The 12682-nt window shown below is 72.5% G+C and carries 10 protein-coding genes; 5 read left to right on the forward strand and 5 right to left on the reverse strand.

Annotation, left to right across the window (positions count from 1 at the left end):
• Nucleotides 1-183 precede the first annotated feature (183 nt).
• The 5 genes from ACWIF2_RS22245 (at nucleotide 184) to ACWIF2_RS22265 (ending at nucleotide 6600) form a co-directional block, all read left to right on the forward strand.
• Entirely contained in the window at nucleotides 184-477 is a 294-nt protein-coding gene (locus ACWIF2_RS22245; protein WP_184598380.1) for a DUF503 domain-containing protein, read from the forward strand.
• A gap of 45 nt (nucleotides 478-522) precedes the next feature.
• Complete coding sequence (gene rbfA, locus ACWIF2_RS22250; protein ID WP_454362367.1) at nucleotides 523-975, forward strand: 30S ribosome-binding factor RbfA; 453 nt, start codon at nucleotides 523-525, stop codon at nucleotides 973-975.
• Nucleotides 972-1877 carry a tRNA pseudouridine(55) synthase TruB gene (truB, locus tag ACWIF2_RS22255; protein ID WP_454362368.1) on the forward strand — a complete coding sequence of 302 codons (906 nt, stop codon included), beginning with the start codon at nucleotides 972-974 and terminating at the stop codon, nucleotides 1875-1877. Before rbfA ends, truB begins: the two co-directional genes overlap by 4 nt.
• Nucleotides 1878-2137: 260 nt before the next feature.
• Nucleotides 2138-5533, forward strand: coding sequence for a trypsin-like peptidase domain-containing protein (locus ACWIF2_RS22260; RefSeq protein ID WP_454362369.1), 3396 nt, complete (start codon nucleotides 2138-2140; stop codon nucleotides 5531-5533).
• A gap of 113 nt (nucleotides 5534-5646) precedes the next feature.
• A complete protein-coding gene (locus ACWIF2_RS22265) occupies nucleotides 5647-6600 on the forward strand; it encodes a bifunctional riboflavin kinase/FAD synthetase (protein ID WP_454362370.1) in 954 nt (317 codons plus the stop codon).
• A 60-nt stretch (nucleotides 6601-6660) separates the two neighbouring features.
• Here ACWIF2_RS22265 and ACWIF2_RS22270 read toward each other — a convergent pair whose 3' ends face one another.
• The 5 genes from ACWIF2_RS22270 to ACWIF2_RS22290 are packed head-to-tail and all read right to left on the reverse strand — an operon-like array spanning nucleotide 6661 to nucleotide 12502.
• A complete protein-coding gene (locus ACWIF2_RS22270; RefSeq protein WP_454362371.1) occupies nucleotides 6661-7665 on the reverse strand; it encodes an oligopeptide/dipeptide ABC transporter ATP-binding protein in 1005 nt (334 codons plus the stop codon).
• A gap of 2 nt (nucleotides 7666-7667) precedes the next feature.
• Nucleotides 7668-8678: an ABC transporter ATP-binding protein gene (locus ACWIF2_RS22275; RefSeq protein ID WP_454362372.1), complete on the reverse strand. Its 1011-nt coding sequence runs from the start codon at nucleotides 8676-8678 to the stop codon at nucleotides 7668-7670.
• Nucleotides 8675-9589, reverse strand: coding sequence for an ABC transporter permease (locus ACWIF2_RS22280; RefSeq protein ID WP_454362373.1), 915 nt, complete (start codon nucleotides 9587-9589; stop codon nucleotides 8675-8677). The genes ACWIF2_RS22275 and ACWIF2_RS22280 overlap by 4 nt, the downstream gene beginning before the upstream one ends.
• Nucleotides 9586-10632 carry an ABC transporter permease gene (locus ACWIF2_RS22285; protein WP_454362374.1) on the reverse strand — a complete coding sequence of 349 codons (1047 nt, stop codon included), beginning with the start codon at nucleotides 10630-10632 and terminating at the stop codon, nucleotides 9586-9588. The genes ACWIF2_RS22280 and ACWIF2_RS22285 overlap by 4 nt, the downstream gene beginning before the upstream one ends.
• Before the next feature lie 19 nt (nucleotides 10633-10651).
• Nucleotides 10652-12502: an ABC transporter substrate-binding protein gene (locus ACWIF2_RS22290; RefSeq protein WP_454362375.1), complete on the reverse strand. Its 1851-nt coding sequence runs from the start codon at nucleotides 12500-12502 to the stop codon at nucleotides 10652-10654.
• Nucleotides 12503-12682 lie beyond the last annotated feature (180 nt).

The raw sequence follows: 12682 nt of genomic DNA on the forward strand, positions 1-12682 counted from the left end.
AGGCACGTCGGCCGGGGTGCGGGGCGGAGCCCCGGGGGCCGGGCCTCCTGGCCAACCGTGTCGGGCAGGCGGGTGGGCAAAACCCGATCGAGCCACCGGCAGGTTCGCGGTACCGTTCTTGATGTCCCTGCCACCCAAACCGCAGGGCCATCGATCCCGTACCGGCGGGTCATCCGGATAGACATGTACGTGGGGACTCTGTCCTTCGACCTGCTCCTCGGCGACGTCCGGTCGCTGAAGGAGAAGCGCTCCGTCGTCCGCCCCATCGTCGCCGAGCTCCAGCGCAAGTACGCGGTGAGCGCGGCCGAGGTGGACCACATGGACCTCCATCGCAGGGCCGTCGTCGGCCTCGCGTTGGTGTCCGGCGACGCGGGGCACCTGAGCGAGGTACTCGACCGGTGCGAACGGCTGGTCGCCGCCCGCCCCGAGGTGGAACTGCTGTCCGTCAGGCGGCGCTTCCACGGCGAAGACGACTGACGACCCAGAGAACGACCCAGACAGGAAAGAACGGGAGACGGACCAGTGGCCGACAACGCGCGGGCTAAAAGGCTGGCGGACCTCATCCGAGAGGTGGTGGCCCAGAAGCTGCAGCGCGGGATCAAGGACCCGCGGCTCGGCTCGCACGTCACCATCACGGACACCCGGGTCACGGGTGACCTGCGGGAGGCGACCGTCTTCTACACCGTGTACGGGGACGACGAGGAGCGCAACGAGGCCGCCGCCGGCCTGGAGAGCGCCAAGGGCATCCTGCGCTCCGAGGTGGGCCGGGCCGCCGGTGTGAAGTTCACGCCGACCCTGACCTTCGTCATGGACGCCCTCCCGGACACGGCCCGGAACATCGAGGACCTCCTCGACAAGGCGCGCCAGTCCGACGAGAAGGTGCGCGAGGCGTCCGCCGGCGCGAAGTACGCCGGTGAAGCCGACCCGTACCGCAAGCCGGGCGAGGACGACGAGACGGACGACACCGCCGAATGACCCAGAAGCACACCACGCCCGACGGCCTCGTCATCGTCGACAAGCCGTCGGGCTTCACTTCGCACGACGTCGTCGCCAAGATGCGCGGCATCGCCAGAACACGACGCGTCGGGCACGCCGGCACCCTCGACCCGATGGCGACGGGCGTCCTCGTCCTCGGCGTGGAGAAGGCGACCAAGCTCCTCGGCCACCTAGCGCTGACCGAGAAGGAGTACCTGGGCACCATCCGGCTCGGGCAGAACACCCTCACGGACGACGCCGAGGGGGAGCTCACCTCCTCCGCCGACGCCTCGGGGGTCACCCGCGACGCCATCGACGCGGGAGTCGCCAAGCTGACCGGCGACATCATGCAGGTGCCGTCCAAGGTCAGCGCCATCAAGATCAACGGGGTGCGGTCCTACAAGCGGGCCAGGGAGGGCGAGGAGTTCGACATCCCGGCCCGGCCCGTCACGGTCTCCTCCTTCGGCGTGTACGACGTCAGGGACGCCGTCGCCGAGGACGGCACGCCCGTACTCGACCTGGTCGTGTCGGTCGTCTGCTCCTCCGGTACCTACATCCGGGCCCTCGCCCGCGACCTGGGCGCCGACCTCGGCGTCGGCGGTCATCTCACCGCCCTGCGCCGTACCCGCGTCGGCCCCTACAAGCTGGACGCGGCCCGCACGCTCGACCAGCACCAGCAGGAGCTGACCGTGATGCCGATCGCCGAGGCCGCGACGGCCGCCTTCCCGCGCTGGGACGTCGACGCCCGGCGGGCCAAGCTGCTCACCAACGGCGTACGGCTGGAGATGCCCGAGGAGTACGCGGGCTCCGGCCCCGTCGCCGTCTTCGACCCGGAGGGCCGCTTCCTCGCCCTCGTCGAGGAGCAGAAGGGCAAGGCCAAGAGCCTGGCCGTCTTCGGCTGACGAACGGTCGGGGGACCGGTGTCCGCCCGTGGAGCGGCGGCCACGGGGTACCTCCACTTCCGCCGCTCCACGGTCCCCCCTCGGTTCCCCCACCCCTAGGGTGTATCCAGCCGTCCCCGTTGATTCACCCGTGCGTGCGGGCGCTCGGAGTGAACGGGGGGAGCGGAAGGGGGCGCTTTCGCCGAGCGGCCTGTCCGGCTGATCATCCCGCCCCTACCGTCGACCGCGAGGGCACAGGTGTACGGCGGGGAGGCTCGACGATGGCGTCGGATCAGGCAACGGCGGCAGCGGAGCAGGCAAGCCCGATCCGCGGCGAAGCCCTCGTCCGTATCCATGACCTCGCGGGCCGCCCCCGCGGCACCGGCTTCCTGGCCGACCACCGCGGCACGCTCGTCACCAGCCACGAGGCCGTCGACGGACTGCCCCGGCTCGTCCTGTGCGGCGCCGGGGACCGCCGCCGGGTCGTGACCGCCGACGCGGTGACCCCGCTGCCCGCCCTTGACCTGGCCCTCGTACGGACCGACGGCCTCGACGTGCCGCCGCTGCCGGTCACCGTGCGGGGCGGGACCCGGACGGGCACTTATGTGCGGATGGCCGCCGGCGGCTGGCGCGAGGCACGTGTCCTGGGCCCGGCCGCCGCGACGTACACGGCCAGGAACGGTGTCCACCGCCTCGACGCGCTGGAGCTGGCGGTCGGCACGGCGGGGCGGGACGCGCTGCGGCCGGCCGGCGGAGCGGCCGGCGGCCCCGTGCTCGACGCCGTGACCGGTGCCGTCGTAGGTGTGCTGGGTACGGCGCTCAGCTCCGACCACCGCGACGTCGGGTTCGCCGTGCCACTGCGTCCCCGGGTCTCAGGAGCGGTGGGCCCGCTCGCCGAACTGCTCGCCGAGAACGCGGCGACGGTCCCCGCGTACGGCGACGACCTCAACCTGGCCGGGGTACTGGAGCTGACCGGCGCATCGGTGCCACAGGACGGCCGCGCCCGCCTCCCGGAACCGGTCGAACGGGCGGCTGCCTCGGCCGAGTTCAGCGCCTTCACGGCGGGCCCGGCCGCCGTCCTCGGCCTCGTCGGGCCGCCCGGCAGCGGTCGTACGACGGAACTCGCGGCGCTCGCGGCCCGCCGGAGCCGCGGCGGGCTCCCCACGCTGTGGCTGCGCGGCTCCGAACTGCGGGACGACGACGACTCGGTGGCCGACGCGGTGGGCCGGGCACTGGCCCGGGCCGCCCTGGCCGTGGCAGCCGATCGCGCCTCCTTCCCGGCCGAGCTGGGCGACACCACGCCCGAGCGCCTCGCCGGCCTCGCCCGTGACCTCGGCCGCCCCCTGCTGCTCGCCCTCGACGGCCCCGAGGAGATGCCGCCGGCCCTGGCCGGCCGTCTGGCCTCGTGGATGGACGGGACGGTGCGGTGGCTGCGGGAGACGGGAGCGCGGCTGGTGGTGGCATGCCGGGCGGAGTACTGGGAGGGGCTGCCGTTTCCGGCCGAGGCACTGCACCGGCCGGGAGGCGCGGAGGAGCGGCCCGCGTGTGTACGCCTCGGCGATCTCACCGAGGACGAGGCCCGGGAGGCCCGCCTGCGGCACGGCATCCCGGAAGGCGCCCTCGCCGACGCGGACGCCAGGCATCCGCTGGCCCTCCGGCTGCTCGCCGAGATCCGGACCGCCCTGGACGCCGCCCCCGATGTGCCCGCCGCCGGCGTCGACCGGCACGACCTCCTCGCGGTCTACCTGGACCTGATGTCCCTGCGCATCGCCGCGCGCCTGGCCGCCGGGAACGGACTGCGCGGCACCGCCGTACGCCGGCTGGCCGCCAGGGTCTCGGGGCAGGTGCACCAGGCCGCCCGGCGCGGCCTCGGTCCCGGGACGGGGGATGTGGACGAGGAGGCGTTCGAGACGGTGTTCCCGTCGGGGCATGCTCCCGCGCGGCTCGGCGGCTGCACCGGCTGGGCGGAGGCCGTCCTCGCCGAGGGACTGCTCGTGCCCGCCGGGTCCGGCTACCGCTTCGCCCACGAGGAACTCGCCGACTGGCTCCAGGGCATGCACCTCGACCTGGACGAGGCGCTGCGGGCCCTCGTCCACCGCGGCCGGGAACCGCAGTCCGACCCCGTCCCGCACCATCGCATCGGACCCGTGGTCCAGGCCCTGCTGTTCCTCGCCCGCCAGCAGGGCACCGGCCGGCTGGCCTCCCGGCTGGCGGACCTGGTGCACGCACTGGACGCCGACCCCCGGTCCTGGTGGGCCGCCCGGCTGCTCGCCGGGACCCTGTCGGCCGTGCCCGACGCGACGCCGTACACCGAGGTGCTGCGGCTGCTCGCCGACCGGGTCGTGGCCTGGCGGCGGCAGCGGCGGCCCGTGCCGGAGGAGGTCGGGCCCGCCTTCTGGACCGGCGTACGGCTGCGACAGGACGTCCGCCTCGGCCTGCTGCGGCGGCTGGTCCACGCCGACGGCCCGCCGTGCGAGGCCGGTCCTCGCTTCCTGGACGCCGTGGCGCGGCTGCTCACCGCCGACCCCACGGGGGTGCAACCGCTGCTCGCCGACTGGTTCGACGACGAGCGGCCGCTGCCCGCCACCCCGCACGCGACGGTGGCCACGGCCGCGCAGGCGCTGCTGCACACCCATCGCCGGCGGGCTCTGGACGAGCTGACGGACGTGCTCGTCGACCGCGCTCACCGGCGCGCCGACGAACTGCTCGCCGTGCTGGCCGAGGAGGAACCGTCGGCGGTGTGCCGGGCCGTGGACCGGTGGGCGCTCGACGAGCGGCCCGCGCGCCGGGACGCCGCGGTGGCGCACGGACTGCGCGTCGCACCCCACGTGCGCACAGGAGACGACCGCGCCCTCCTGCGCTACGCCGCCCTCGCCCTGCTCGCCCGTCCCGCCGGCCAAGCCCTGCACGGCGGCGCACTCGCCCTCCTCGTCCAGGACCCGCACACCCAGGCCAAGTACCTCCCACGGGCACTGGAGCGCTTCGCGGCGGGCGACCCGCGCTTCCCTCAGGACGTACCGGCCCGCGCCCTCCTCGCCCACCCCGAGGCGGTCCTCGACGCCTTCGCGGAACGGCTGCGGCGGCCGGACGCGGAGGAGGCGCTGCGGGCGCTCGCCGACGCCACCCCGCCCGGCCTGGCCCGGCGGGTCGCCGCACTGGTCCGGGAGGCGGCGCAGCAGCGGCCGGAGCTCGCCGGGCAGGTGGCCGCGTACGTCGACCAGCGGCTCGACCGGGGCCCTGAAGCCCGGGCCGTGCTGCTGCCCCTGGTGACCGGACTGCTGGACGGCGGGGCGGTACGCCTGCGGTGTGCTCTCGCCGCCGTTCTCACCCCGCCCGGCATCCCCGCCTCCCGCCCGCTGCGCCGCGAACTGCGCGACGCGCTCCTGGCCCGCGAGCACGACACCGACGTGCTGGACGCGCTGCTTCAGGCCGCCGCCCGGAACAGCGGCGACGACCTGCGCGACATCGTCCACCGCGTCGGGCTGCTCCTCGTGCGCACCCCGGAGGGCGCCGGCCGCTTCGACCGCGCCGTGGTCGACCTGGGCCGGCACGTGCCCGGCTTCGCCGCCCGCGTGGCCGGCTGGCTGGCCGACGCGCCCGAGGAGTGGGCGGCGGTGGTCGGGCCGAGCTCCCGCCGGACGATCGAGAACCTGGCGGGCGTACGCGTCCCGGCCTGACCATGCCGATGCGGGCCCGAGGCATGGGGCATGGCACCCTTAGACCTGCGCACGAGGCAACCACGGACAACCACGGACACGGTTCGACGAGCTTTCGACAAGGAGCAGGCACAGTGCAGCGCTGGCGTGGCTTGGAGGACATCCCCCAGGACTGGGGGCGCAGCGTCGTCACCATCGGCTCCTACGACGGAGTCCACCGCGGACACCAGCTGATCATCCGGCATGCCGTGGACCGCGCCAGGGAGCTGGGGGTGCCCGCCGTCGTCGTCACCTTCGACCCGCACCCCAGCGAGGTCGTCCGGCCCGGCAGCCACCCGCCGCTGCTCGCCCCGCACCACCGCCGCGCCGAGCTCATGGCCGGCCTGGGCGTGGACGCGGTGCTCATCCTCCCCTTCACGACCGAGTTCTCGAAGCTCTCCCCGGCCGACTTCGTCGTCAAGGTGCTCGTCGACAAGCTGCACGCCAAGGCCGTCGTCGAGGGCCCCAACTTCCGCTTCGGGCACAAGGCCGCCGGCAACGTGGAGTTCCTGGCCACGCAGGGCAAGACCTACGACTTCGAGGTCGAGGTCGTCGACCTGTACGTGACGGGTGAGGCGGGCGGCGGGGAGCCGTTCTCCTCCACGCTGACGCGGCGGTTGGTCGCCGAGGGCGATGTCGAGGGCGCGGGGGAGATCCTGGGCCGTCCGCATCGGGTGGAGGGTGTCGTCGTCCGGGGCGCCCAGCGCGGGCGCGAGCTGGGCTTCCCCACGGCCAACGTCGAGACGCTGCCGCACACGGCCATCCCGGCCGACGGTGTGTATGCCGGCTGGCTGCACGCGCAGGGCGAAGTGATGCCGGCGGCGATCTCCGTCGGGACGAATCCACAGTTCGAGGGGACCGAGCGGACGGTGGAGGCGTATGCCATCGACCGGGTCGGGCTGGATCTGTACGGGTTGCATGTCGCGGTCGACTTCTTGGCGTTCGTGCGGGGGCAGGCCAAGTTCGAGACGTTGGATGCGCTGTTGGAGCAGATGGGGCAGGACGTCAAGAAGTGCCGGGAGTTGGTGGCGGCGGACGGGGCTGCCTGATCCGCTTGATTGCCGTCCACAGGTGAGTGGGGGCTGGTCGCGCAGTTCCCCGCGCCCCTTTCAGGGCGATGCCGCAATTGCCCAATGGCAGGCCACCTGCGATTCTCCGCTCCCGCTCAGCACCTCCAAGTCCTGGCCTCTGCAGGCGTCTGCCACGCCCGCACGTTCCGCCTCGCCGCTCGCCAGGATCTGGCAGCGGGCGTGGAAGCGGCAGCCGGGCGGGACGCGTGAGGGGTCCGGGGGCTCGCCCGTGAGGATCACCGGGGCGCCCGGGGCCTCCGGGAGCACGGACAGCAGGGCCTGGGTGTACGGATGCCGGGGTGCGGTCAGCACCTGTTCCACCGCGCCCGTCTCCACGATCCGGCCCAGATACATCACGGCGACCCGGTCGGCGATGTTCCACGCCAGGCCCAGATCGTGCGTGACGACCAGCGCGGACAGGCCGAGCTCGGTGCGCAGCCGCAGCAGCAGGGCGAGGATCTCACCGCGCACGGAGGCGTCCAGGGACGCCACCGGCTCGTCGGCGACGAGGAGTTCGGGTTCCAGGACGAGCGCGCCCGCGATGACGACCCGCTGGCGCTGCCCGCCGGACAGCTCGTGCGGATAGCGCAGGAAGAAACGCTCCGGCGGGCGGAGGCCGGCCCTGGACAGGGCCTCGGCGACCGCCGTGCGCTCATCGCCGGCGTAGCCGTGGATGCGCAGCCCCTCGGCGACCGCGTCGTACACCGTGTGCCGCGGGTTGAGCGAGCCGCTGGGGTCCTGAAGAACCAGCTGGACGCGCTTGCGGTACGCCTTCAGAGACCGGCCGGAGTACTCCAGCGGACGGCCGTCGAAGGTGACCTGGCCCGCGGTCGGCTCGACCAGCCCCAGCAGCGAGCGGGCCAGGGTCGTCTTGCCGCAGCCGGACTCGCCGACCAGCGCGACGATCTCGCCGGGCCGGATGTCGAGGTCCACCCCGTCCACGGCGCGGGCCCGGGGCCCGCCGTGCCGGCCGGGAAAGGTGACGTACAGGCCCTGGGCACTCAGCAGGGGTGCCGTGGTGACGTCGGATGCCGTGGGGGACATGGTCATGGCGTGCCGGGCCTCGCTTCCTCCAGGGCGTCGGGATTCTCGCGTGCTTCGTTCGCCGGATCGCCGACCAGGACGCATGCCGCCCGGCGTTCCGGCCCCGCCTCCCGCAGCACCGGGTCCTCCTCGGCGCAGGACTCCAGGGCCACCGGGCACCGGGGGTGGAACGTGCAGCCGGACGGCAGCGCGGCCGGGTCGGGCGGGTCGCCCGCCAGCCCCTGCGGCGCGAACCGGGACGCCGGGTCGCCGATGCGCGGGAACGCGGCCGACAGCGCCTTGGCATACGGATGCCGGGCGTCCTCGTACACTTCGGCCGCCGGGCCCTCCTCGACCACCCGACCCGCGTACATCACCGCCAGCCGGTCGCAGGTGTCGGCGAGGACCGCCAGATCGTGACTGATCATGATCAGACCGAGGTCCTGGTCCGCCACGAGCTGCTCGATGAGCCGCAGGATCTGCGCCTGGATCATCACGTCGAGCGCGGTGGTCGGCTCGTCGGCGATGATCAGCCGGGGGTCGCAGGCCAGTGCCATGGCGATCATGACGCGCTGGCGCTGGCCGCCGGACAGTTCGTGCGGATAGGCGTCCGCGCGGGCCGCCGGGAGACCGACGTGCTCCAGCAGCTCGCCGGTCTTCTTCTTCGCCCCGGCCGGTGTCGCCTTCTTGTGCAGCAGGATCGGCTCGGCGATCTGGTCGCCGATGCGGTGCACGGCGTTGAGGGAGTGCATCGCGCCCTGGAAGACGACGGAGGCCCCGGCCCAGCGGACCGCCCGTACCCGGCCCCACTTCATCGTCAGCACGTCCTCGCCGTCGAGGAGTACCTCGCCGGTGATGCGCGTGCCCGTCGGCAGCAGCCGCAGCAGGGCCAGCGCCAGGGTGGACTTGCCGCAGCCGGACTCGCCGGCCAGGCCGAGCTTCTGGCCCGCGTCCAGGCGCAGGTCGACGCCGCGCACGGCGGCCGCCCCGCCCGCGTACGTCACCGTCAGGTCCCTGACGTCGAGCAGACTCAACGCGACACCCCCAGCCTGGGGTTGAGGACGGACTCCACGGCTCGTCCGCACAGCGTGAACGCCAGCGCCACCACGGCGATGGCGATGCCCGGCGGCACCAGGTACCACCAGTCCCCGGCACTGACCGCGCCCGCCTCCCGCGCGTCCTGGAGCAGCCCGCCCCACGACACGACCGTCGGGTCGCCCAGGCCGAGGAAGGCGAGTGTCGCCTCGGCGAGGATGGCCGAGGAGATGATCAGGGTCGTCTGGGCCAGCACCAGCGGCATCACATTGGGCAGGACGTGCCGGGACATGATGTGCCAGTGCCCGCCGCCGAGCGCCTTGGCCCGCTCGATGTACGGCCGGGTCTCCACCGCCAGCGTCTGGGCGCGCACCAGCCGGGCCGTGGTCGGCCAGGTGGTGACGCCGATGGCGATGACGATCGTGGTCAGCGAGCGGGACATCACGGTCGCCAGGGCGATCGCCAGCACCAGCGTCGGCATGACCAGGAACCAGTCGGTGATCCGCATCATCACCGTCGCGTACCAGCCCTTGAAGTGCCCGGCCGTCACCCCGATCAGCGTGCCGATCGCCACCGACAGCACGGCGGCGAGCAGCCCGACCAGCAGCGACACCCGCGAGCCCCAGATCACCAGGCCCAGCAGGTCACGGCCGAACTGGTCGGTGCCGAGCGGGAACCCGGCGCTCGGGCTCTGCATCGGACGCCCCGGCGCGTCGGTCACACTGCTCACGTCCGAGCCGACGAACAGCGGCGCGAACAACGCCAGCAGCGCGCACAGCGTGAGCGCGGTCAGGCCGTAGAGCCCCGCCCGCTCCGCGCGGTACTGGCGCCAGAAGCGGGCGACGGAGGCCCGGCGGCGCTGCCGGGCGAGGGCGCGCGGACTCAGGGTCGTCCCGGTCGTCGTCGTCATCGGGCCACCCGGGGGTCCAGCAGCGGATAGACCAGGTCGGCGAGGGTGTTCATCACGATCACCGCGGCGGCGAACACGAAGAACAGGCCCTGCACCAGCGGCAGATCGGGCACGCTCAGTGCCTGGTAGAACAGCCCGCCGAGCCCGGGCCAGGAGAACACCGTCTCCACGAGGATCACGCCCGCCACCGTCCGGCCGAGGTTGATGAAGATCAGGGTCACGGTCGGCAGCAGCGCGTTCGGCACGGCGTGCCGGCGCCGCACGAGATCGTCGCGCAGCCCCTTGGCCCGTGCGGTCGTCAGATAGTCGCTGCCCATCTCGTCCAGCAGCGCCGACCGTGTGACCAGCAGCGTCTGCCCGTACTCCACCGCCACCAGCGTCACCACCGGCAGCACCAGATGGTGTGCCACGTCGAGGACGTACGCGAAGCCCTCCTTGCCGCCCGACTCCATGCCGCCGGTGGGGAACATCCCGGGGAGCGGGCCGATGCCCACCGACAGCACGATGATCAGCAGCAGGCCGAGCCAGAAGGACGGGATGGAGTACAGCGTCAGCGCGAGACCGGTGTTGACCCGGTCCCCGAGCGTGCCGCGCCGCCACGCCGAGCGCGTGCCGAGGAAGATGCCCAGCGCGGTGTACAGGACGAAGGCGGTCCCGGTGAGCAGCAGGGTGTTCGGCAGTGCCTCGGTGATCTTGTCGACGACGGGCGAGCGGAACTGGTACGACGTCCCGAAGTCGCCGGTGAGCGCCTTGCCGCAGTAGTCGGTGAACTGCCGCCAGAGCGGCAGGTCGAGCCCGAACTCCCGGCGATAGGCGGCCAGCTGCTCGGCCGACACCTGACGGCCGCCCGTCATGGTCTTCACCGGGTCGCCGGGGATCAGCCGGAAGAGGAAGAAGCTGGTGACGAGCACGGCCAGCAGCGATACGGCCGCCCCGGCCACCTTGCCCGCCAGGTACCGCGGGTACGCGGAGCCCTTGCGTACCCGGGCCCCTGTCGCCGGCTCCCTCTCCTCGACCAGCGCGGGTGTCGCGTCAGCGGTCATGAGTACCCGCTCGCCCGCGCTACTCGCGCTCCTCGGCGGTGGCCCGCCGCCGCATGGCAGCGAATCCGCCGAGCCCGGCGAGGACGACGACACCGGCGACGATCGCGACCACGACCCCTGTCGACAAGGCGTTGTCCGACGACCCGCCGGAGTCCGCCGGGACCGCCGACCACCAGCTCCAGTAGCCGTCCTGGCCGTAGATGTTCCCCGCCTTCGCCGGCATGGTGGTGATCGACTTGATCTGGTCCGTCCGGTAGGCCTCGACCGCGTTCGGATACGCCATGACGTTCATGTACCCGAGGTCGTACAGCCGCGACTCCATCTGCTGGACGATGTCCGCCCGTTTGGCGGGGTCGTACTCGGCGAGCTGCCGGGCGTAGAGCTCGTCGTACTTCTTGTCGCAGATGAAGTTGTCGGTGGCCCCCGTGTCCTCCGGGGTCGCCGGGAGGGCACCGCAGGTGTGGATGGACATCACGAAGTCCGGGTCGGGGTTGACCGACCAGCCGTCGAACGCCAGGTCGTACTTCCCGGCGAGCCAGGGGTCGGTCACGTTGTCCAGGCAGTTGAGCTGGACGCCGATGCCGAGCTTGCCCCACCACTCCTGGAGGTACTTGCCGACCGCCTTGTCGTTCGGGTCGGTGGCGTGGCACAGCACGCGGTAGCTGATGGGCTTGCCGTCCTTGCCGACGCGCTTGCCGTCGCCGTTCTTCTTGTAACCCGCCTGGTCGAGCAGCCGGGCCGCCTCGGCCGGGTCGTACGCCAGCTTCTGGTCCGCGGACGGCTTCCAGTGGTACTGCGAGAAGCGCGGCGGGATGTAGCCCTCGCCCTCGACCGCATGTCCCTGGAACACCTTTTCGATGATGGCCTCGCGGTCGACGGCCATGAACAGCGCGTTGCGCACCCGCTGGTCCAGCAGGGAGGGGTGGCCGTCGCCGAACTTCTTGCCGTTCTTGGCCTTCGCGCCCGGGTTGGTGGCGAGGGCGTAGAAGCGGCGGCCGGGCGCGTCGTTGACCTGGATGTTCTCAGCGCCCTCCAGCGACGCCGCCTGAGCCGGCGTCAGGGACGGCGACCCCGCGACGAAGGACACCTCGCCCTTGCGCAGCGCCGACACCGCCGCGTCCTGGTCCTTGTAGTAGCGGAAGACGACCTCGTCGAACTTCGGCGTCCCGCGCCAGAACCCCTTGTTCGCCTCGAGCCGTACGTAGCTGTCGGCCTTGTAGTCGGTCAGCGTGAACGGCCCGTTCCCGACGACGGGGAAGCTCTTGTCGTTGTTGAACTCGGAGAAGTCCGAGACCTTCTCCCACACGTGCTTCGGCACGATCGGCACATCGAGGGACGTCATCGTGGCCTGCGGCTTCTTCAGCTCGATGACCAGCTCGGTGGGGCTCGGGGCCGTCACCTTCTTGAAGTTGCCGACGTAGCTGCCGTTCGCCGTGGCCGCGCCGTCGTCGGTCATCATCTTGTTGAACGTCCACGCCGCGTCCTCGGCGGTGGCCTGCTTTCCGTCCGACCACTTGGAGTTCGAGCGGATCGTGTACGTCCAGGTCAGCTTGTCCGGCGACGACTCCCACTTGGTGGCCAGGCCCGGGATGGCGTGGTTGTCCTTGGGGTCGTAGTTGGTCAGGTACTCGTACATGAGCCGGTGAATGCTCGTACTGAGCAGCCGGACCGCCAGGAACGGGCTGAGCGAGTCCACGCTCTGCGCCACCGCGACGGTCAGCACCTTGCCGTCGTCGGCCGCCCGGGCCTGCCGGGGCGCCGGATCGAGCGGGGTCGCGAGCCCGGCGGTGAGGGTGAGCGCGGCCGCCCCGGCCGCGGCGACGAGCCGGAGGCCGCGCGGGAGGCTGCGTGTCTGATCGTTCGTGCCCATGGTCGGACCTCGCGTCATCGCTCGGACGGGAAGGACGGGTTGATCAGCTGTCAGACGTTTGATGAGTGTGTATCAGCGGCCGTCTCCACCCGTCAACGGCGCGTTCACCCCTTGTGGCCTGCGGAAATAACGAATTGGCGAGCTTTCCGCACCCATTGGTCGAGACCACTGACGCCCTCC

Source organism: Streptomyces sp. NPDC055506 (assembly GCF_053643595.1).